The sequence below is a fragment of the Apilactobacillus ozensis DSM 23829 = JCM 17196 genome (assembly GCF_001435995.1).
GTDB classification, from domain to species: Bacteria; Bacillota; Bacilli; order Lactobacillales; family Lactobacillaceae; genus Apilactobacillus; species Apilactobacillus ozensis.
Genome location: NZ_AYYQ01000035.1, coordinates 226,814 through 248,571, shown reverse-complemented (window position 1 = coordinate 248,571; position 21,758 = coordinate 226,814). Strand labels below are relative to the sequence as shown.

20 protein-coding genes and 1 riboswitch are annotated in these 21,758 nt (G+C 30.9%); of the genes, 3 read left to right on the top strand and 17 right to left on the bottom strand.

The window, feature by feature from the left end; genetic code table 11:
- A partial coding sequence (locus tag FD06_RS06630; RefSeq protein WP_056966924.1) for a helix-turn-helix domain-containing protein occupies positions 1 to 478 on the bottom strand: 478 nt, incomplete at its 3' end.
- Positions 479 to 543: 65 nt separating this feature from the next.
- Entirely contained in the window at positions 544 to 2,268 is a 1,725-nt protein-coding gene (locus FD06_RS06625) for an NFACT RNA binding domain-containing protein (protein ID WP_056966922.1), read from the bottom strand.
- A gap of 146 nt (positions 2,269 to 2,414) precedes the next feature.
- Here FD06_RS06625 and FD06_RS06620 point away from each other — a divergent pair, with 146 nt between their 5' ends.
- Both FD06_RS06620 and FD06_RS06615 read left to right on the top strand, forming a co-directional pair.
- Positions 2,415 to 3,281, top strand: coding sequence for a DegV family protein (locus tag FD06_RS06620; protein WP_056966920.1), 867 nt, complete (start codon positions 2,415 to 2,417; stop codon positions 3,279 to 3,281).
- 55 nt (positions 3,282 to 3,336) lie between these two features.
- Positions 3,337 to 3,432: riboswitch (THF riboswitch) on the top strand.
- 41 nt (positions 3,433 to 3,473) lie between these two features.
- Positions 3,474 to 4,010, top strand: a complete 537-nt coding sequence (locus tag FD06_RS06615) for a folate family ECF transporter S component (RefSeq protein ID WP_056966918.1) — start codon at positions 3,474 to 3,476, stop codon at positions 4,008 to 4,010.
- 577 nt (positions 4,011 to 4,587) lie between these two features.
- Here the strand turns inward: FD06_RS06615 and msrA are convergent.
- The 6 genes from msrA to parE all read right to left on the bottom strand — a co-directional run bounded on the left by msrA (position 4,588) and on the right by parE (position 12,110).
- Positions 4,588 to 5,106 (bottom strand): peptide-methionine (S)-S-oxide reductase MsrA, encoded by a 519-nt coding sequence (gene msrA, locus FD06_RS06610; protein ID WP_056966916.1) that lies wholly within the window; start codon positions 5,104 to 5,106, stop codon positions 4,588 to 4,590.
- Positions 5,107 to 5,127: 21 nt separating this feature from the next.
- Positions 5,128 to 5,544: a peptide-methionine (R)-S-oxide reductase MsrB gene (gene msrB / locus FD06_RS06605; RefSeq protein ID WP_056966914.1), complete on the bottom strand. Its 417-nt coding sequence runs from the start codon at positions 5,542 to 5,544 to the stop codon at positions 5,128 to 5,130.
- 107 nt (positions 5,545 to 5,651) lie between these two features.
- Entirely contained in the window at positions 5,652 to 6,578 is a 927-nt protein-coding gene (locus tag FD06_RS06600) for a manganese-dependent inorganic pyrophosphatase (protein WP_054656843.1), read from the bottom strand.
- Between the two features lie 16 nt (positions 6,579 to 6,594).
- A complete protein-coding gene (locus tag FD06_RS06595; RefSeq protein ID WP_056966912.1) occupies positions 6,595 to 7,569 on the bottom strand; it encodes a LysR family transcriptional regulator in 975 nt (324 codons plus the stop codon).
- A gap of 116 nt (positions 7,570 to 7,685) precedes the next feature.
- Positions 7,686 to 10,130, bottom strand: a complete 2,445-nt coding sequence (gene parC, locus FD06_RS06590; RefSeq protein ID WP_082605328.1) for a DNA topoisomerase IV subunit A — start codon at positions 10,128 to 10,130, stop codon at positions 7,686 to 7,688.
- 15 nt (positions 10,131 to 10,145) lie between these two features.
- Positions 10,146 to 12,110, bottom strand: a complete 1,965-nt coding sequence (parE, locus tag FD06_RS06585) for a DNA topoisomerase IV subunit B (RefSeq protein WP_054656845.1) — start codon at positions 12,108 to 12,110, stop codon at positions 10,146 to 10,148.
- 155 nt (positions 12,111 to 12,265) lie between these two features.
- On the opposite strand from parE, the gene plsY reads away from it, so the two are divergent.
- The gene (gene plsY, locus FD06_RS06580; RefSeq protein WP_082605327.1) at positions 12,266 to 12,877 is read left to right on the top strand and encodes a glycerol-3-phosphate 1-O-acyltransferase PlsY; all 612 of its coding nucleotides are present in this window, start codon (positions 12,266 to 12,268) and stop codon (positions 12,875 to 12,877) included.
- Between the two features lie 40 nt (positions 12,878 to 12,917).
- Here the strand turns inward: plsY and FD06_RS06575 are convergent, their stop codons facing one another.
- The 9 genes from FD06_RS06575 to FD06_RS06535 form a co-directional block, all read right to left on the bottom strand.
- On the bottom strand, positions 12,918 to 13,787 hold the full coding sequence (locus tag FD06_RS06575) for an aldose 1-epimerase family protein (protein ID WP_056966910.1): 870 nt from the start codon (positions 13,785 to 13,787) through the stop codon (positions 12,918 to 12,920).
- A 26-nt stretch (positions 13,788 to 13,813) separates the two neighbouring features.
- Entirely contained in the window at positions 13,814 to 15,238 is a 1,425-nt protein-coding gene (gene hslU, locus FD06_RS06570; RefSeq protein WP_420834753.1) for an ATP-dependent protease ATPase subunit HslU, read from the bottom strand.
- 20 nt (positions 15,239 to 15,258) lie between these two features.
- Entirely contained in the window at positions 15,259 to 15,801 is a 543-nt protein-coding gene (hslV, locus tag FD06_RS06565) for an HslVU peptidase proteolytic subunit (protein WP_054656849.1), read from the bottom strand.
- Between the two features lie 15 nt (positions 15,802 to 15,816).
- Positions 15,817 to 16,713, bottom strand: coding sequence for a tyrosine recombinase XerC (locus FD06_RS06560; protein ID WP_056966906.1), 897 nt, complete (start codon positions 16,711 to 16,713; stop codon positions 15,817 to 15,819).
- Between the two features lie 77 nt (positions 16,714 to 16,790).
- Positions 16,791 to 18,887 (bottom strand): type I DNA topoisomerase, encoded by a 2,097-nt coding sequence (gene topA, locus FD06_RS06555; RefSeq protein WP_056966904.1) that lies wholly within the window; start codon positions 18,885 to 18,887, stop codon positions 16,791 to 16,793.
- A gap of 14 nt (positions 18,888 to 18,901) precedes the next feature.
- On the bottom strand, positions 18,902 to 19,789 hold the full coding sequence (gene dprA / locus FD06_RS06550) for a DNA-processing protein DprA (protein ID WP_054656851.1): 888 nt from the start codon (positions 19,787 to 19,789) through the stop codon (positions 18,902 to 18,904).
- A gap of 39 nt (positions 19,790 to 19,828) precedes the next feature.
- Entirely contained in the window at positions 19,829 to 20,602 is a 774-nt protein-coding gene (locus tag FD06_RS06545; protein WP_056966944.1) for a ribonuclease HII, read from the bottom strand.
- The gene (gene ylqF / locus FD06_RS06540; protein ID WP_056966901.1) at positions 20,595 to 21,455 is read right to left on the bottom strand and encodes a ribosome biogenesis GTPase YlqF; all 861 of its coding nucleotides are present in this window, start codon (positions 21,453 to 21,455) and stop codon (positions 20,595 to 20,597) included. Before ylqF ends, FD06_RS06545 begins: the two co-directional genes overlap by 8 nt.
- 78 nt (positions 21,456 to 21,533) lie before the next feature.
- Positions 21,534 to 21,755, bottom strand: coding sequence for a YozE family protein (locus tag FD06_RS06535; RefSeq protein WP_054656852.1), 222 nt, complete (start codon positions 21,753 to 21,755; stop codon positions 21,534 to 21,536).
- Positions 21,756 to 21,758 lie beyond the last annotated feature (3 nt).

The following is a 21,758-nucleotide window of genomic DNA, read 5'->3' as shown; positions in this document are numbered from 1 at the left end:
TAATTTCTACAGCTTGATATTGATCATGCTTGTTGATTAGTTGATTATATTTTAACTGAATGGACAAGCTTAAGTTCTCTTTTTCTAAAACTTTAATTTGATTAATATTACTTTTTGTGAGATTCTTTTTAAGTGGATGTTTGATTGTCATGTGATTAAGCGTCCTATTTTCTAATCTTCTTTCCCATATAAATATTGATGATGGTGAAGAGATATTAAAATGAAGTGCTGTTTCTGGGTATGAGCTTTTGTGGAGTCTCATCCAGTTCAGCACTTTTAATTTATACATATAAGAATATGCTTGTTTACTAGTTTTCACAATTAAACCCTTAATTCCATATTTTTGATACATTCGTACCCAAAATATTACAGTGGCACTACTATAAATATTGTACTTGTGGTTCAACGAAGTTGAACCAGTCCCTGATAAGTATTCTAATACTATTTGTAATTTTAATTCACTACTAAATTTAACCAAAAAAATAACCCCCAAGTTATCGAACAGTTTATTGTCCAACTTTTGGGGGTCATTTCAAATCTTTTTTAAGATTTGCTTTTTTTATAGTTTTCTCTTAATTTATTTACCAACTCTTCAGTTGGAGTCACGTATAAAGTATTTTGACTATCATAGATGACCATTCCTGGTTTCGCACCATTAGGCTTTCTTACATGTTTAACCTGAACATAGTCAACGGGAACGTTAGCTGAGTCTCTTGCTTTTGAAAAATATGCAGCTAGTTTTGCAGCCTGAGCAACTGTATCTTCATCTGGATTAAAGGATTTGATAATCACATGCGAGCCGTGTATTTTTTGTGCATGTAACCATATTTCTCTTTTATCGGCAGACTTAAGGGTTAGTTTATCATTTTGCAGATTGTTTTTACCGACTTGAATTTCGATTCCATTATCTGAAATAAAACTTTCAGGTTTACTAATTTTAACCTTCTTATGTTTACCTTTATTATGGTAATTATGATTTTTGAGATAGCCTTCTTGTTTGAACTCCAATTTAATATCTTTTAAATCTTCTGGTTTTGCTAATTCAATTTGCGATAAAATATTATCGAAATATTCAATATTTTGATTATTGATTTTTATCTGATTATTAACATAAGATACGGCGTTTTTGTCTTTTTGATAACGTTTAAAATACTTTTGAGCATTTTCGGAAGGGGATATTTTATTAGATAATTTTATTTTAATATCATTTTGATTATCATAAAAGTTAGGTAAGATGATTTCCTTCATACCGCGTTTTATTTTACCCAAATAGGTCATTAAAATTTCACCCTTAATACGATATTCAGCAGCATTTTTGGTTTCATCTAATGTTTTTTGTAATTTCTTAGCTTTTTTACGACTTTTCTTTAGTTCATTTCTAGCTATTTTAATTAATAAATTACCTTGTTCTTTAGTACGGTCCCTTTCAGCTTTGTCACGATAGTAAAAATCTAACATTTCGCTAAGACTATTAAACTCTTTAACGTTATTATTAAAGTTAAATGGATATACTGTAAAATCAGTGCGACTATCTTTTTCAAAAATAGTAGGTCTAGGATTGTTATAAATTTTAATAAATTTATCAATACTATCGGATAAATTGTTGTTTTCATGTATTAGGTTAGCCATACATAAAGCGGTAGCATAACTCAATCCTTGAAATGACTTTTGTAAATTACTAGCTAACACTTCAGCATTAGGAAACTGTGAATTTAAAGATTGTAGTAATTCAATACTATTATTTTCAAACAAATTAATCGTATCTTGTTTAGGCGGGTTTATATAGGTATCACCGGGTAAAAGTGTTCGATATCTATTTTTGTCAGAACTAATACGTTTTACGGCGTCAATAACGTTTAAGTCATGTCCATTAATTAATATGATGTTACTGTGGCGAGCCATAATTTCAGTGATTAGGACTATTTCTTGTAAATCACCAAGTTCATTTCTAGTTAAGAAGTGTAGTTTTAAGACTCGATCATTATCTAACTGTGAAACCTTATTTAAAATTGCACCATTCAAATATTTTCTCAAGGTCATGTTAAAATTAGTAGGCTTTTCAGGGTTAGAGTATGGAATGTTAGTTATTTGTACCCTAGCATAACTAGGATTAGCTGATAATAATAATGGATAATTATTTCCATTTGCTCTAATTGTAATTATTATTTCATTTTCATATGGTTGGTTTATTTTTGAAACTCTACCTGTTGCCAATTTAGTATTTAACTCATTTACCATGGCATGTGTAAAGAAACCATCAAAGGACATATATTAACATCTCTCTTTCTTATAAGAAATACACAACTTATAGTATAAAGATTATTAAAAGGTTAAGCAAAGCACAAGTAGATTAATATTATCAAGATTTTAATGTTATAATTAAACAATATTGAATAATTTAAAGGGTGAAATAAATGAAAACAGCTATTGTTACTGATAGTACATCTTATTTAACTAAAGAAGAACAAGAAAAGTACAACATTCATGTGATTCCAATACCTGTTGTTATTGATGGCAAAAGTTATGATGAGGGAGTAGATATTAGTAACTCTGAATTCTATGAAAAATTAAATAATTCAAAGTCATTTCCTAGCACATCACAACCACCAATGGGTAAAATGATAGAATTATATAATCAATTAGCAGATGAGGGATATGACAATGTAATAAGTATCCATCTTTCTGATACGATTTCAGGATTTTATAATTCGTTAGTTGCTCTTTCTGAGAGCATAGAAAATATTAATGTAGTTCCATTTAACTCTAAATTAACAGTTAAGCTGATGGGCTATTTAGCAATCGAAGCATCAAAATTAGTGGATTCTGGTCATAGTATTGAACAAATAATTAAAGAACTAGACCAAATCAGAAATACAATTGATGAAGTATTTGTGGTAGATGATTTACAAAATCTTGTGCGTGGAGGCAGACTATCTAACGCTTCTGCATTTTTAGGTAGTTTATTGAAAATAAAGCCACTTTTGACTTTTGATGAAAATACTAATGAAATTGTAGCTTTTGAAAAGGTTAGATCACGTAAAAAAGCTTTAAAGCGTGCTGAAGAAATTTTCACTGAAAAAATTTCTTCAGTTAATTACCCCATTAAAGCTATTATTATTAATGCTAGCGATTCTAAAGCGGGGGATGACTGGGCAAAGAGTATTGCCGAAATGCATCCTAATGTAAGTGTTGAGCAAAGTTACTTTGGCCCAGTAATTGGAACTCATTTAGGTGAAAAGGCTTTAGCGTTAGGGTGGATGATTGATACTGACAAATTGTAATAAGCACTTATTGTTGATTTTAATTTTTTTATAATGTATCGTTTTTATAAAACCAACAGGAGTAGGGTAATACGCGTTAAGTGCCATTGGAACGGAATGTGAACTTTGGACGAAGAGCTTTTCTCGCGATGTTTTACCCGCATTCGCCCTTATATATTCATTTTATAAGTGGCAGCTCTTAATTTTAAGGAGATGTCAATTATTTTTATAAGTAAGTTTAAGCCACCAAAACTAGAAGTTAGAGATATTGTTTATATTGGGATGTTAATGGCACTAAGTTTTATAATTAGCAAATTTAGCATAAACACTCAATTTATATCAATCTCACCAGCATTTATAATAACAGCCATCATAGGAATATCGTATGGACCTGTATGGGGAGCGTCAGTAGCTGGTATATCTGATATACTTTTTACTTTTATCAACGGTCAAATGTACTATCCTGGATTTACTATATCAGCAATATTAACAGGCTTCTTATATGGTATGTTTTTATATAAAAATAAAAATGTCAAGTTTTTACATGTTTTAATATGTCAGTTAATTATTGTTATTTGTGTTTATACTATATTAAATACGATGTGGCTTACCTTATTTTATAACATACCTTGGAAAACTATAATAGTTGCTAGAATAATTAAGCAGTTCGTGGCAACACCAATACAAATTGCTATTATATTTTTAATTCTTAAGAGTAAAAATTTTAATAAAATAATTTTAAAGAAATAGAATAAACAAAGAGTAGATTTTCAATAAGAAAATCTACTCTTTATTTATTTGAAATGATAGGGGGAAGAGATATTTAAATATCATAGTTTCTACTTTACATAATATATATTATACGAAGTATATATTATGTTGAATCAAGGGTGTCCTCCAAATATATGCAATTTGTATTGAACATTTATAAAGATAGAATAAATAACATGTTGCTTATTTATTGATATTTGATAATACGATTCGTCATATCATTGGGTATTTAATTTTACTTAAATATTAACAAAATAAGTATTGTATGTTCTGTCTAAAATATTGACTTTGTGAATTTTTCTATAAAAGCAATTATGTGATGTTTAGTCTTATAGTTTTAACTAAAAAACGAATTCCTACTTTTATGTAAAAGTAGGAATTCAAAATGCTGATAAACTGGCATTTATTAATAACAATATTTTTGTTTTCAATGTATTTATTATATATCAACACGCTTATATAAAATATTATATACATAATTACTCATTAAACATTCGAACATGTTGTTAAAACGCGCATAAAAAAAGAAACGAAATTGACTATTTCGTTTCTTTTTTTATTTTTTCCACTGGGTATCTTTAAATTGCTGTCTGCCACCAAGCTCTTCAATTTGATGCCTTAATGGATTTTTCTTATAAAAATCTTGATGATAATCTTCTGCCTCATAAAAAGGCTTTGCATTTTCAATCTGAGTAACTATTGGTTTATCAAATATTTTTTGTTTAGACAAATTCTTTTTAGAAGTTTCTGCTATTTTTCTTTGATACTCATCTTTAACAAAAATTACTGGTCTATAACTATCTCCTCGGTCTTGAAATTGTCCAGAAGCATCTGTTGGATCGGTTTGTTGCCAATATATTTCTACTAATTCTTCATAAGAAATAACTTGAGGATTGAAAGTTATTTTGACAGCTTCAGTATGACCAGTAGTATGACTACATACCTCTTCATAGGTTGGATTTGGAACATGACCACCTGTATAACCGGAAACCACTTTTTTAATTCCTGGTCTAGTATCAAATGGTTGTACCATACACCAAAAACAACCTCCAGCAAATATAGCTGTATCTAACATGTTAAAACCCCCTTTCAATAATTATTCAAAAATAGATAAGTATTTTTCGTAACCTTTTTCTTTCATTTTACTTTTTGGAATAAATTTTAAAGCTGCAGAATTTATACAATATCTTAAACCACCTAATTTTTTAGGACCATCGGGAAATACATGTCCAAGATGTGAGTCTGCCAATTTACTTCTAACTTCTTGTCTAACCATTCCATGCGATAAGTCTTTATTGATATCAACTTCAGATATAGTCTTTGTAAAAGAAGGCCAACCACATCCGGCATCATATTTATCTTGTGAACTAAAAAGTGGTTCTCCAGAAACTATATCTACATAGATACCATCTTCAAATAAATCATTATATTTACCAGTAAATGGAGTTTCTGTATAGTTATTTTGTGTAACATTATATTCAATATCATTTAAACCACTTTTATCATATTCCATTGATGAGACCTCCTATAATAAATATAAAATGTTTATTTACTATAATATATAAAATAAAACTAATTGCAAATAAAAAGGAATGATATATTTAATATCATTCCTCAAAATTATTCCATTACATCATTTAATGGTGGTACAACTTGTTTCTTTCTAGATACAACGCCTGGTAAATCGATAGTGTCATCAGAAATTTGTTGATTAAAGGCTTTTTCCACGGAATCTTTAGGTTCACCAACAACGATTGCTTTAGAATTACTATCTAAAACATTAGTAGCGATAACCAAGAATAAATCATAACCTTCGGCACTAGCTTCATCTTTCATAGCCGAAACTAAATTATCTTTACGTTTCAAAACATCGTTTAAATCGACAGTGTTAATTTGATCAATACGAACGGATTTACCACCCATTGTGAATGATTTAGCATCACCATCAATCAAGTCCTTGTCGCTTCTAGCATCAACGTTAGTACCTGCTTTTAACATCTTGATACCGTATTCTTCATAATTAATATCGGCAATTTTAGCTAAAGCCTTAACAGCTGAAATGTCTTTGTCAGTAGTAGTAGGAGATTTTAATAATAGTGTGTCTGAAATTATAGCAGATAACATTAATCCTGCTAATTTAGCAGGAATTTCAATTTCATTTTCATTAAACATTTCAAATAAAATAGTGCTAGTACATCCCACTGGTTCTGCACGGTAGAATAAAGGTTTTTCAGTATTAAAGTTAGCGATTCTATGATGATCAACAACATCAGTAACAGTTAATTTATCAATATCGCTAACGCTTTGTTGTGGCTCGTTATGATCACACAACATAACAGCATCAACTTCGTTACTGGCGGTTTCAATAACTCTAGGTTCGTCTTCTTTGAAGTAATCTAAAACAAATTTAGTTTCTTCATTTAATTCGCCTAATGCGACCGCTTCAACATCTTTTCCTAGCTTGGATTGTAAGTACGCTAAAGCTTTAGGAGCCACAATTGCATCAGTATCTGGACTTTGGTGTCCAAAAATTAATTCTTTTGACAAAATAAATTCCTCATTTCTATTGATTATCAGATTTTAACCTAGAAAAGTAATCTTGTTCATTTAAAAATTCTTCAAAATCTTCAAGGAATTGACTAATCCTAGGAATATCACCCTTGTTTTTTCTATAAACAAAAGCTAAATCAAATTTGATGTTAGGTGTAAAACGAGATGCATAAGTTTTGCACTCTTTCATTTTATCACTATTTTTGCTCATAATGAAAGACTCTGGTAAAGCGGTATTAGATTGGGTTTGCATTGAGAACTTTAATAATTGATTAGGTGTTGTGAATCTTGCAACGCTCTTAGGAGCATCTACCATTTGATTTTTAAATGTTTCCCTAATTATATGATTCAAGTAGTAGTCTTCAGGATATGAAGCCCAAGGATGGTTAATAGTATCCTTAAACCTCATTTTTTCTCTATCTTTGAATTTTTCTTCATGATGAATGAACAATAAATTATCACTAATAATCTTTTTAGATTCATATGGTTTCCAGTTTTTAATTGATTCATCTGGTAAATACATAATAGCTAAATCAATTTTATTATTTTCGAGATTTTCCCATATTTCTTTTCTAGTTAGCATATGAATATTAATTCTTAGCTTAGGATTATTATTATATGAATGAATGGCAAAGTTTTCAAAAACTTTATCTTCGATGGAAGATAGTATACCAATGTTAATATCCCCACTAGTAGCACTAGTAGATTGTTCGATTTCATCAGTAGTTTCATTCAAGATTTCATAAATTTTATGAGTAGCATTAAGCATGATGTGTCCAGAATTAGAGAGTCGTAGTTTTTTCCCTATTGAGTAGAATAATGGTGAACCAACTGTTCTTTCTAGCTTTTTAATTTGTTGAGTTAAAGCTGGTTGTGTAATTCCTAAAATTTGAGCAGCTTGCGTATAATTCATAGTATCAGCTAACTGTAGGAAATAAGTTAGTGTTTTTGAAGAAAATATATTTTCTTGTTTAGTCTTTTTTTTCATTAGTAGCTCCTTAATAAAATAATATTATTAATTATAAATTATATAATAAATGATATTTTTATTAAAGATAATTTATAAATTTTTTATTGAAATTATAAATAATGTGTAATTATATATTATGAAATAATCTCAGATATTTTTGCGGGAATACCTTCTTTTTTAACATCAACTATTATTGACCCATTAGATTTACGATTACTCATAGGATAATCATCTGACAATACATCGTGAATTCTACTATTTGCAGTATATATTCTTAGTGGAATATTACTTTCTTCGTTACTAATTATTTTAGCAAAATCAATGATTTCGTATGAATTTCTTTTTAATGGGGTTAAAATCTGCACTCCACGTCTACCACGACTAGTGATTGGGACTTCATTTACTAGCATATTTTTGTATGAGCCTTTTTGAGTGATGATCCCAATTTTATCATTATCACCTACTACTTCCATGTTACATACGAACTCTTCATCCCTTAACTCAATAGACTTAACCCCTGTAGTTCTAGGACCATTAACCGAAACATCACTTAACATAAATCTAGAAGCCATCCCTACATTAGAAATAATCATTATCTCAGCGTCAGGCTTATTATTTGCTACGTATGAAACTTTAACTACCTTCGATTGGTCATCTTTTAATTTTTCATAAGTTAATGAATGTGAACGATAGGTCCTACCAGGAATGACTTTACTAAATTCAGTTTGCTTAATATAGCCATCACTGGTAGCTATTACAAACATCCCGTTTTCTTTTAAAGCCTTAAAATTAAATATATTAATTATTTGTTCATCAGCATCTAACCCAATGGTTTGAGAAATGTGTTCCCCTGTATCTTTCCACTTAACATCAGTAATTTCAAAAACTGGTCGATAAATTAAATGTCCTTTATTAGTGAACATAAAAAGGTGGTCTCTAGTGCTTAATTGTTTAAGAAATATTGGATAGTCATCTTCTTTAAGGCCACAATCATCCACTTCAGAAGCTTTATAAGACCTTAAACTACTACGCTTTAAGTATCCATCATGACTAACTAGCACTACTGTAGTTTCATCCGGAATAGTTATTTTATTACTTACCTTAATATTTTCAATTTCTTTTTCAATGATGGTTTTTCGACTAGAACCATATTCTTTCTTAATATTTAACAATTCATTTTTTAAAACATTATCTAATTTTTCTGAATCATCTAATATATGGTTAAATTCATTTATCTTACCAGCTAATTCGTTTTTTTCAGCTTTTAACTTAGTAACATCTGTATTAGTTAATCTATAAAGTTGCAGTGCCACTATAGAATCTGCCTGTGCTGGAGAAAATTCGTATGTTTCAACTAAATTGTGACTAGCATCTTTACGATTATCACTTTCACGAATAGTATTAATAACTTTATCTAAAATAGACAACGCCTTTATTAAACCATCAACGATATGCTCTCTTTTTTTAGCAACCGATAAATCATATTTGGTACGATTACTAACAATCAAACGTTGATATTCAAGGTATGAACTTAAAATTGATTTTAAAGATAGTCGTTTAGGACACATTTTATCAATCGCAACTACATTAAAATTATAGGTTATCTGTAAATCAGTGTTCTTTAATAAATAGTTGAACACTCCTTGTTGATCTACGTCACGTTTTAATTCAATTGCAATTGACAAACCGTTTCGGTCACTTTCATCCCTAACTTCAGCGATTCCATCAATTTTCTTATTAATTCTAATTTCATCAATTTGTTTAACTAGTTGTAGCTTATTAACCTCATATGGTATTTCAGTAACTCTAATTAGTTGTTTACCACCACGTAGTTTTTCAATGCTCGTTTTTGAACGTACAACTATTCTACCGCGTCCAGTTTGATAAGCTTTCTTAATTTCATCTAGTCCTTGAATAATTCCACCAGTTGGAAAATCAGGCCCCTTAACGAATTGCATTAGGTCATCTAAAGAAGCGTCTGGATGTTTTTGTAAATAGATAACTGCATCAATAACTTCTCCTAAGTTATGTGGTGGAATCTCAGTAGCATAACCAGCAGAAATTCCAGTAGCTCCATTAACCAATAAATTAGGAAACCTAGATGGTAAGACTACTGGTTCTTGTTCAGTATCGTCAAAGTTTGGAATCCAGCTAACTGTATCTTTATCAATATCTCTAAGCATTTCACTAGCAATTTTACTAGTACGTGCTTCTGTATAACGCATAGCAGCTGCTGGGTCTCCATCCATGGAACCGTTATTACCATGCATTTCAATTAATGGATCTCTAAGTTTCCATTCCTGACTCATTCGGACTAACGCTTCATAGATAGAACTATCACCATGGGGATGAAAATTCCCCATTACGTTACCTACAGATTTAGCTGACTTACGAAAACCTTTATCATAAGTATTGCCATCTTTGTACATCGCATATAAGATTCTACGTTGAACTGGTTTTAAACCATCCCGAACGTCAGGCAATGCTCTTTCTTGAATAATTGATTTAGAGTAACGACTAAATCGATCACTCATAATGTCTTCAAGCGTTAATTTTTCAATATTAGTACCACTACTCAAAGTGAGCCCTCCTTGTTAGTTATATGAATTTTGATTATCTAAAATACTGCCGTCTTCTTTAAGTGTAAATTGAACGTTTTTTTCTATCCATTCTCTTCTAGGCTCAACCTTGTCGCCCATTAAAGTAGTTACGCGCTTTTCAGCTAATGAAGCATCATCAATACTTACTTTAATCAAGGTACGATTATCAGGATTCATTGTTGTTTCCCATAATTGGTCAGCATTCATCTCACCTAAACCTTTAAACCTTTGCAGGCTAGGGTGACGTTTACTAAATCCATGCATTAACGTATCTAATTCATCATTAGTCCATGCATATTCAATAACATTTTTTCCATCATCATTCTTACCTTTAACTTTGTATAGTGGTGGTAACGCAATATAAACATGGCCTTGTTCAATCATTGGGCGCATATACTTATAGAAAAATGTTAATAGTAAAATTTGAATATGTGCACCATCATCATCAGCATCAGTCATAATAATTATTTTGTCATAATTAGCTTGCTTAATATCAAAATCAGGGCCCACACCAGCACCAACTGTGTAAATCATGGTACTTATTTCTTCGTTTTTCATAATATCATTTAACTTAGCACGTTCAGTGTTTAGCACTTTACCTCTTAAAGGTAGGATAGCCTGATGTTTGCGGTCTCTTCCCTGTTTAGCCGAACCACCAGCTGAATCTCCTTCAACTAAGAAGAGTTCATTTTTACTGGTGTCTTTAGACTGTGCCGGCGTTAATTTACCAGATAGTAATTTTTCTTTACGATGATGTTTCTTACCATGTCGGCTCTCCTCACGTGCTTTACGAGCTGCTTGACGTGCTTGACGCGCCTTAATTGACTTTTGAACTAGTTGTTGTGAAAAATCGTTGTTTTCTAAAAGAAAGTACAACAATTTATCAGAAACAATACTATCAACAATTTGTCTAACTTCTGGGCTACCCAATTTTTCTTTGGTCTGTCCTTCAAACTGAAGCATTTCTTCAGGCACTTTGATTGAAATAACTGCCGATAATCCTTCACGTACATCACTACCTTCTAAATTGCTATCTTTAGATTTTAAAAGGTTTACGCGACGTGCAAATTCATTGAATGATTTAGTCCATGCACTTCTGAATCCTGATTCATGAGTACCACCATCTTTAGTTCTTACATTGTTTACAAAAGATAAAGTATTTTCAGTGTATCCGTCGTTATATTGGGCGGATATTTCTACTTCAACGCCCTGCTTTTTACCATCAAAGTACATTACTTTACCTAAAGTATGTTTACCTTCATTTAAATATTGAACGAATTCCTTAATTCCGTGTTCAAAATAAAATGTATCACTATTATCGTTACGTTCATCAGTTAAAATTATTTTTATTCCCTTTAATAAAAAGGCTGATTCGCGCAAACGTTCTTTTAAAGTATCATAATTAAAAATTGTCGTTGTAAAGATGGATTTATCTGGTTTAAAAGTTAAAGTAGTTCCACTATGTTCGTTAGTTTTACCTAAGCCATTTAAAGTTCCAACCGGTTTCCCACCATTTTCAAAACTTTCTTCATATTTATGGCCATCCCTAACAATAGTTACTTTCAGTGAAGTCGATAGTGCATTTACTACACTGGAACCTACCCCATGTAACCCACCAGATGTTTTGTAACCACCATTTTCTGAGAATTTACCTCCAGCGTGTAATACTGTGAGAATTACTTCTGGAGTTGGTTTGCCAGATGCATGCATTCCAACTGGCATTCCTCTTCCATGGTCAACGACTGTTATACTGTTATCTTTATGAATGGTAACTTTGATAACATCACCATAACCAGCCAATGCTTCATCAACGGCATTATCTACTATTTCGTATACTAAATGATGCAATCCTTTTGCGTCTGTAGACCCAATATACATCCCAGGTCGTTTTCTTACAGCTTCTAGACCCTTCAAAACTTGAATTGAAGAATCATCATAAGTTTGTTTATGTTCCGGCATTGATAAGCACTCCTTTATTTACAATATATCATAATAAACTATTTTAAAGCGGTTGAAAAGTATCAAAGAACATATGTTCCCTTTAAAAATATAAGCAGTCTTTGTTTTTAAAATATGTTAAAATTGTATCTGCATTAAAATTGGAGGAAATTATCTTGAAAATTGCAATATTATTAATTGTTGCTTATATCTTAGGGTCAATTCCTAATGGTATATGGATTGGAAAGGTATTCTTTAATACTGACATTAGAGAACATGGCTCAGGAAATATCGGTACTACTAATACTTTTAGAGTGTTGGGTAAAATTCCTGGTGCCATGGTTATGGTTTTAGATATTTTAAAAGGTACTCTAGCTACTTTATTACCAATATTATTTAATATCAACCATATTTCGCCTATAATATTTGGAATGTGTGCAGTAATTGGTCATACTTTTTCTGTTTTTGATCATTTTCATGGTGGTAAAGCGGTTGCTACAAGTGCTGGGATGCTACTAGCTTTACACCCGTTTTTATTTGTGTGTGCCTTTTTATTTGAGCTTACTTTTACTTATTTAACAAGTATGGTTAGTTTAGCTAGTATGATATCTTTTCCATTAATTACCATATTGATATTTATGAATCATGATCTACAACTGGGCATCATTGGTGTTATTCTTTCAATATTTATTATTGTTAGGCATATAGGAAATATCAAACGTATACTTAATGGGGATGAAAATTTAATGCCCTTTGGTATTTTATATAAACATATGCACAAAAATTAACAAAAAGCTTTGATGATAGAAATCACCAAAGCTTTTTTATTTATAGAAATTGAATATCTAATCGATACTCACTATTTTTAGATGGCATTAATGCATTAATGCCAGTTTTATTCTTAATTTCATGATTATGATTAGTATTATCAGCAATGCCCCACCATGGCTCGATACATACAAATGAGCCATCTTTCGGATAAGTAGACCATATTCCTGCGTATTTACAATTATAAGCATTCACATTTACTCTAAAGTCACTTTTTTCATTAAATAGCGAAAATGAAGTTTGATCATTGCCATTAGTATCAATAATTTGAGCATCATCTTTAAAGAATTCACGACTAAGTCTTAATGGTACGTTTGCATCTAATTCATCTATGTCATTAAAATCACTTAGTGAATTATTTAAAGGAATATGATTGTATTTGCCACCATTGTTAATTTTGATGGAATAATTATCTATACTTTCAGTTAAATTAAAAGCGGGATGGGCGCCAATAGCGTAGTACATTTCTTTACTGTCATCATTTCTAATATTATACTCAACTTTTAGTTCTTCAGCTTTCAAAATGTAAGTAATTTGCAAAGAAAATTCATATGGATACATTGCCAATGTTTCATCATTTTCAGTTAGTTCAAAAGTAATATGATTCGTATCTTGATCAATAATATTAAAATCATTATCTCTGGCAAATCCATGTTGACCCATTGAATATTTTTTACCATCTAAATAATAAAAATCATCTTTCAAGCGTCCAACGATTGGGAATAATACGGGAGCGTGTCTACCCCAAAAATTTGCATCTGCTTGCCATATATATTCATGACTGGTTTTATTATTTTTTACACTACTTAGTTCGGCACCCTTAGTGTTTAATAGCACAGTTAGATATTCATTTTCTAATTTAACTAACATTATGTCCTCAACTTTCAAATAAAATTTTACAAAATGTAACGTGATAGGTTAGGGTCTTTAGCCAAATTACCGACTTTATCTTCTACGTATTTTTCGGTAATGGTAATATCACCCATTTCCATATCTGGTCCTTCATATAATAAATCTTCCAATAGTTTTTCTAATATTGTGTGCAATCTTCTAGCTCCAATATTTTCAGTATCGCGGTTAACATTAAAAGCGATTTCAGCAATTTTTTCAATTGCTTCCATAGTAAATGTAACTTTAATATTATCAGTACCAATTAACGCAATATATTGCTTAACTAAAGCATTGTTAGGCTCAGTTAAAATTTTAACAAAGTCATCTTTAGTCAATGAGTCTAATTCAACTCTAATTGGTAAACGTCCTTGTAATTCAGCAATTAAATCACTTGGTTTACTTTCAGCAAAAGCTCCTGAAGCAATAAATAAAATATGACTAGTATCAATTAAACCATATTTAGTTTTAATGGTAGAACCTTCAATAATTGGTAAAATATCTCTTTGAACCCCTTCTCTAGATACTTCCCCTCTATTTTTGGAATTACCACCTGTGATTTTATCAATTTCGTCTAAGAAAACAATTCCGGAATTTTCAGCATTCTTAATTGCTTCATCGTATAAGTCTGCTCCATCAACCAGCTTTTCAGATTCTTCACGAATTAATACTTTTCGAGCCTCTGAAACTTTTAAATTACGGGTTATTTTTTTGTTAGGCATTAGTTTACCCAACGTTTCACTAATATCAATTCCCATGGAACCCATATTGTCATTTCCAACGTTTTGTTTAGGATCATCAACTTGAATACTTACCATTTTATCTTCTAAGAAACCTTTAGATAATTTATCGTAAACATCCATACGTTTATTTTTAATTTCATCACTAACGTTTTCTTCATTATCAAAGTTTATATTGTTATAGTTTGGCATTTTACCGTTTTGCATACCTTCCATAACTTTCATGAAATTATTAAATTCCTTGGCAGTAGCCTCTTTATCATCGCTAGTTCTGTTTGGAACTAAAATTTTAACTAACTTATTATTAGCCCTTTTAGTAGCTTCAGCTTCTACATCTACAAATTTTCGTGCTTTTACCATTTGAACTGATTTTTCTACTAAATCTCTAATCATAGATTCAACATCGCCACCTACATAACCAACTTCGGTAAATTTGGTAGCCTCTACTTTAACGAATGGAGCATTAACGATTTTAGCCAAACGTCTTGCAATTTCAGTTTTACCAACCCCAGTAGGTCCAATCATTAACATATTTTTAGGGGTAATGTCTTCTTGCATTGATTTAGGCAATTCCATACGACGATATCTATTACGTAACGCTACTGCAACGGCTTTTTTAGCATTATTTTGTCCAATGATATATTCATTTAATTCTTTAACTATTTGTTTAGGGGTCTTTTCTGTATTCATAATTGCACCTCGTTTAAATATAATTATAGTTCCTCTGAAATAACATTTTGATTTGTAAAAATATCAATACTACCAGCTATGTGAATGGATGCTTCCGCAATTTCTCTAGCCGACATATCTTTTGCATGATGTTTCATAGCAGTGGCTGCGGATAAAGCAAAATTACCACCTGAACCAATAGCTAAAATATCATCATCTGGTTCAATCACTTCACCTGAACCGGAAACCAAAAGTAAATCCTTTTTATCAGCAACAATTAATAAAGCTTCTAGTTTTTGTAATTGTTGGTCGCCACGCCATTCTTGTGCTAATTTTACAGCTGCTTGTTTTAAATTACCGCTGAATTCTTTTAACTTTCTTTCAAATCTTTCTTCCAAAGTAAATGCATCAGATACACTACCGGCAAAGCCAACTGCCACTTTACCATCATATATTTTTCTAACTTTATGAGCAGTTCCTTTCATAATAACTTTTTCACCCATTGTAACTTGACCATCTCCGGCCATTGCAATATGACCATTGTATCTTACAGCACATATGGTTGTTGCTTCAAACTTGACTGACATTTTAAATTACTCCTTTTATTTTGATCTAGGAAAATATTTCATATAATCTTTTAGTAAATGTTCTTTTGTTACGTGCGTATAAATTTGTGTTGTGGATAAACTACTGTGTCCTAATAATTCTTGAACACTTCTTAAGTCTGCACCGTTATCTAACATTTGAGTAGCAAAAGTATGTCTTAGCATGTGGGGATGTATATTAGTTGTTAGAGAAGTCCTTTTTATAATTTGATTCATTATATATTCAATTCCTCTAACTGTTAATTGATCTCCATGATTATTAATCAAAAGATATTTATGCTGCTTTTTATATTTATCCATAACTGGTATTCTACAATTTTTTTCATACAAATCAATTAATATTCTCATATATTTACTAAATGGAATGTTTCTTTGTTTATTTCCTTTACCAACTATTATCATAATTCGATTTTCTTTATCAATATCAAATAGTTTTAAGTTAGAACATTCACTAACTCTAATTCCAGTAGCATATAGTATTTCTAAAATTAAAGTATTACGATAATTTAAATCTGAACGCTTTCCATTTTTTGCTGCTTTAAATAGTTCATTTATTTCCTCTTTATAAAAAAATTTAGGCAGTTTATTTTTATCCCTAGATAAATAAACGAATTCAAATGGATTATTTATTATAACTTCTCTTTTTATTAAATAATTATAGAAATTTTTAATAGAAGAAACTTTTCTATAAATTGTGTTTTTACTATCTGCATTTATAAACTCTAAATATGTTTCAATATCTAAATTATCTACTTCTATAATATCATGATTGCTTTCTGACGATAATTTTTTACTAAATTCTTGCAAATCTATTTTGTATGCGCTGACTGTATTATCAGAATATTGTTTTTCGTTTTGGATGTATTCTAGGTATTTTTTTATTATATTTTTCATTAGTTAAAGTAACTTTTGACATTTAAATTTAAATAAAAAATCTTAAAAAGATTATACTAATTAAGATTTTTTATTCATTATTTTTGAACCTTTTCTTCATAATCACCATTAGGACAGATAACTTGTACTCCACCTTTTATCTTTTTCTCAACTAAGAAGTGATTATCTTTAGGACAATTTCGTCCGATTGGTTTATCCCATGAAACGAAATCACAGTCTGGATACCTAGAACATCCATAAAAGACACGATTACGTTTAGATTTTCTTTCTATAACATCGCCCTTTCCACAAGTCGGACAAGTCACACCTATCTTTTTAACAATTGCTTGTGTATTTCGACAATCAGGGAATCTAGAACAGGCATAAAATTTCCCATACTTACCCATCTTAATGACCATCGGAGATCCACATATCTCACAATCAAAACCAGCTGGTTCATCTTTAATTTGTACACTGGCCATGTTCACTTCAGCATTCGAAACTTCTTTAGAAAATGGTTGATAGAAGTTATCAATAATTTCTACCCAATTGCGTTTAGATTCCTCAATTTCATCTAATTCTTGTTCTAGTGTAGCAGTAAAATCAATATTAATAATATCTGAGAAATAGTTTTCAATAATCTTATTAACGATTTCACCTAATTCGGTTGGTTCAAAACGACGACCAACTAATTTTACATAGTATCTTTTTTGGATAGTGCCCAAAGTTGGTGCATAGGTAGATGGGCGACCTACTCCATTTTCTTCAAGTGTTTTAATTAAATTAGCTTCACTGTATCTAGCAGGTGGTTGCGTAAAATGTTGATCTGGATTGGTTTTCAGTAAAGAAATATCATCGCCTTCAATAATATCAGGTAAAATATTATCTTTTTCGTTATTGCCACCATAAACTTTTAGGAAACCTTCAAAATTAAGTTTAGAACCATTAGATCTAAAAATAACGCCATTTTGTTCAATATCAACTGCCATTGTATCCATAATAGCTGGTGTCATTTGACTAGCCACAAATCTACACCATATCAAATTGTAAAGTCTATATTGATCTTTGGTTAAATAGTCTTTTAAAGCATCTGGAGTTCTAAATACGGAGGTTGGTCTAATAGCCTCATGTGCATCTTGAGCACCTTCAGGTAATTTACCCTTGATTGGTTTAGTAGCAGCATATTCGGCTCCAAAATTATCATGCAAAAACTGTGAAGCTTCATGCTTAGCAATTGCAGAAATTCTAGTAGAATCAGTACGCATGTAAGTAATTAAACCTTGGTTGCCTTCTTTACCAATGTTGATTCCTTCATATAGTTGTTGAGCTGACATCATAGTCTTACCAGTCTTAAAATTCAACTTTCGGTTAGCATCTTGTTGCATTGTACTAGTTGTAAAAGGCACTTGCGGTTGACGCTTACGTTGCTTTTTAACTACTTTTTTAACACTAAATGGCTTTTTAGCATCAATCTTAGACAAAATATTTTGAACATCATCATTATTGTGTAGTTCACGTTTTTTACCATCAACCCCGTAAAAATTAGATTTAAACTGATTTTTACCTTTAGACATCATTGAATCAATAGTCCAGTATTCTTCCGGCTTAAATGATTTAATTGCACGTTCACGTTGGATGATTAACCATAGTGCGATTGATTGCACTCGACCGGCACTCAAACCTTTTTTAACTTTTTTCCATAATAGTGGTGAAATAGAGTATCCCACTAATCGATCTAAAACTCTTCGAGCCTGTTGTGCATTTACTAAATTCATGTCAATGGTTCTAGGGTGTTTAAAAGCTTCTTTCACTGCATCTTTAGTTATTTCATGAAACGCTACCCTATTTTTGTCGTTTACATCTAAGCCAAGCAAATATGATAAATGCCAAGCAATAGATTCACCTTCACGGTCAGGGTCAGATGCTAAATAAACAGCTTTAGCCTTTTTAGCTTCAGTTTTTAAAGCTTTAATGGTATCACCTTTCCCACGAATGGAAATATAGTGTGGTTCATAATTGTTTTCAACATCCACACCCATCTTACTCTTAGGTAAGTCACGAACATGACCCTTACTAGCAACTACTTTATAAGTTCTACCTAAATATTTTTGAATCGTTTTAGCTTTAGTTGGTGATTCAACTATAACCAACTTTTTCTTAGTGCTACGTTTTCTTTTTTTGGTTGTTGTAGCCATTAATATCCCTCATTTTAATATTGAAATTCTTCTATTATGTCTTTAGAGCTTAGGACTGGCTTTGCACCAGCTAAGATTAAATCATTACATCCCTTAGACATAATATCATTAATTCGACCGGGAATCGCAAAAACTTCCCGATTATTTTGTAATGCCAAATTAGCCGTAATCAAACTACCAGAGTGTTCTTTAGCTTCAACCACCAAAACACCTCTGACAAATGCTGCTATAATTCGATTACGTTCTGGAAAGTGGAATTTTGCAGTAGGTGTACCCAATGGATACTCAGTTACAATTAAATAATGCTTAGCTATATATTCCTGTAATTCTTTATTATCAGCAGGATAATATTTATCTAAACTAGTTCCAATAACCGCAATCGTACTACCTCCACTAGCAATAGTACACTGATGGCTTAATTTATCAACCCCTTTAGCAAGTCCAGAAACAATAACTGCATTAGACTTAACACAATTGGGTAAAATATTTTGAAGTGCTTGAATTGCGTAATTTGTATGTTCCCTTGAACCTACTACTCCTAGTAAAAAACTAGCATTTACTAGAGATATGTCACCTCGATAAAACAAAATGTTTGGAGGTAAATAGCCCTCCTTTAGACTATTTGGATAGTTATCATCGACAATACAAATATATTTACTATGTTTTAAATTATTAATGCATTTTTCCTGAATTGAATAACTATCAAAATCATCCATAAATATTTTAGCATTTTTACAGTTCAACTGGGCTATTTGTGAAATAATTTTAGAATTTAAATTATCTATATTGGTAGTGTTTTGATTGGATATAATCCAATTATAAACATTATGCTCACCTTTAATTCCAATTCCTTTAGCTAATCTTAGTTTTAATAGTAATAACCTAATTTCTGCAATCTTCATCATAAAACTCCTTATGGTAATTTATGATGATATACGTATTTATCGGTTAATTATTTTGGTAACTGGGCTAAAGGTCTTTCTATGAATAGAAGTAATACCAAACTTATTTAAGGCATCTAAATGCTTTTTAGTTCCATAGCCGGCATTATGCTTAAAATCATACTCTGGATACTTACGAGCATATTCGTCCATTATATTATCACGAAATACTTTAGCGACAATGCTGGCAGCTGAAATACTAACACTTTTAGCATCACCCTTAATTAATTTAGTTTGATGAATAGGAACATCAATATCCATCGCATCTACAATAACTTCATCAGGTGTTACTTTTAAATTATTAACAGCTTGTTTCATCGCAACCCGAGTTGCTTCATAGATGTTAATGTCATCAATTACGTTATTATCAGCAATACCAATTCCATAGGCAACACAATTATTAATAATTTTTTGATATAAAGACTTTCTAACGCTAGGACTTAGTTGTTTAGAATCGTTAACTTGATAGAGATTAAAATCATGTGGCAAAATAATTGCACAACTAACTACTGGTCCGGCCAATGGCCCACGTCCCACTTCGTCTACACCGGCAATCATTGTTTTTCCCTGCTGCCAAAAACTTTTTTCATAAACAAAGCGCTCCTTAAAAGCTGCTTTTAAAGATTGCAGATGCTTAAGTTGTGTTAGCTTACTATTGAATAACTTTTGCACGCCAACACGCTCATCTTTTTTTATTTCTAGCAAGAAATCGTCATCTAAAGTATCTACTTCTAACAGTTTATTCTTAATTTCTTTTATCGTCAGTTTATTCATTATCATCAACGTCCGATAAAGCATCTAAAGTAATTCTTCCTAACTTACCTCTTCTAAAGTCTAAAATTATTCGATTTGAGGCTCTTTCGTAATCGTCTTGCATCCCTATTTTTTTAGTAATTGTCAGTAATAAATCGACGTCGCTTAATTCGACATCTTGTTCAGATAACTTATAGCGATTGATTAAGCCTTCTTTATCAATATTTCTAAAAATAGACAATGCAAATAAAGCAACATCATCGCTATGATAGATACTATCTTTAATTGCACCTGATAAAGCTAACTTATTAGCAATTTTTTCACTTTGAAATTTAGGCCATAGGATTCCCGGAGTATCTAATAACTCTAAATCTTTACTAGAACGTAACCATTGTTGACCTTTTGTAACTCCTGGACGATTACCAACTTGAGCAGCTCTTTTCTTAACAACTTGATTTAATAAAGTTGATTTACCAACATTAGGAACTCCTACACAAATTGCCCTAATCGAATCGTTTTTCATTCCTTTGGCTTTATTAGCTTCAATTTTATCAGATAAAACATGTTTAACAATTTTAGTTAAATAACTACCCGTAGTATTTTGCTTAGAATCTACAGATATAGCATAGTTACCTTGCTCTTTAAAAAATTTAATCCACTCTTCTGTTTGTTTCTTATTAGCTAAATCAGCTTTAGTTAATATCATTAAATGTGGTTTTTCATTACTAATTCTTTTAACTTCAGGATTGATCGAACTATATGGACATCTAGCATCAACCAACTCTAATACAATGTCTACTAAATGAATATTTTCTTCAAATTGACGAATTGCTTTCGCCATATGTCCTGGAAACCATTGAATTCTTGAACTCATTATAATTACTCCAATCAAAATTTATTTTAAAAACGGTTTAAACAAAAATAAACCTATCTTAAAATAGGTTTACTTCAATTAATTTATGGACAGCAAATAGTTTTGCCAAACATCATCGAAAATTGTCATGCTTGGCAGATAACTAGCATTTTCTTCTAAATATTTAGATATTTCTTCGAAATCAGTTGATTGCTTAGGAAACGACTGGTCTAAAAATGCATTATTAGCAAATTCAGCAATCGGCTCATAACTATTTTCGTTTCTTTCACTCATTAAATATTGATAAAAACTTTTATTCATTTA

Bases quoted from the DNA above. Each gene is read 5' to 3' on its own strand.
- FD06_RS06625 (WP_056966922.1), bottom strand. From the start codon at position 2,268: ATGTCCTTTGATGGTTTCTTTACACATGCCATGGTAAATGAGTTAAAT.
- FD06_RS06620 (WP_056966920.1), top strand. From the start codon at position 2,415: ATGAAAACAGCTATTGTTACTGATAGTACATCTTATTTAACTAAAGAA.
- FD06_RS06615 (WP_056966918.1), top strand. From the start codon at position 3,474: ATGTCAATTATTTTTATAAGTAAGTTTAAGCCACCAAAACTAGAAGTT.
- msrA (WP_056966916.1), bottom strand. From the start codon at position 5,106: ATGTTAGATACAGCTATATTTGCTGGAGGTTGTTTTTGGTGTATGGTA.
- msrB (WP_056966914.1), bottom strand. From the start codon at position 5,544: ATGGAATATGATAAAAGTGGTTTAAATGATATTGAATATAATGTTACA.
- FD06_RS06595 (WP_056966912.1), bottom strand. From the start codon at position 7,569: ATGAAAAAAAAGACTAAACAAGAAAATATATTTTCTTCAAAAACACTA.
- parE (WP_054656845.1), bottom strand. From the start codon at position 12,110: ATGCCGGAACATAAACAAACTTATGATGATTCTTCAATTCAAGTTTTG.
- FD06_RS06575 (WP_056966910.1), bottom strand. From the start codon at position 13,787: ATGTTAGTTAAATTAGAAAATGAATATCTAACTGTGCTATTAAACACT.
- hslV (WP_054656849.1), bottom strand. From the start codon at position 15,801: ATGTCAGTCAAGTTTGAAGCAACAACCATATGTGCTGTAAGATACAAT.
- FD06_RS06560 (WP_056966906.1), bottom strand. From the start codon at position 16,713: ATGAAAAATATAATAAAAAAATACCTAGAATACATCCAAAACGAAAAA.
- topA (WP_056966904.1), bottom strand. From the start codon at position 18,887: ATGGCTACAACAACCAAAAAAAGAAAACGTAGCACTAAGAAAAAGTTG.
- dprA (WP_054656851.1), bottom strand. From the start codon at position 19,789: ATGAAGATTGCAGAAATTAGGTTATTACTATTAAAACTAAGATTAGCT.
- FD06_RS06545 (WP_056966944.1), bottom strand. From the start codon at position 20,602: ATGAATAAACTGACGATAAAAGAAATTAAGAATAAACTGTTAGAAGTA.
- ylqF (WP_056966901.1), bottom strand. From the start codon at position 21,455: ATGAGTTCAAGAATTCAATGGTTTCCAGGACATATGGCGAAAGCAATT.
- FD06_RS06535 (WP_054656852.1), bottom strand. From the start codon at position 21,755: ATGAATAAAAGTTTTTATCAATATTTAATGAGTGAAAGAAACGAAAAT.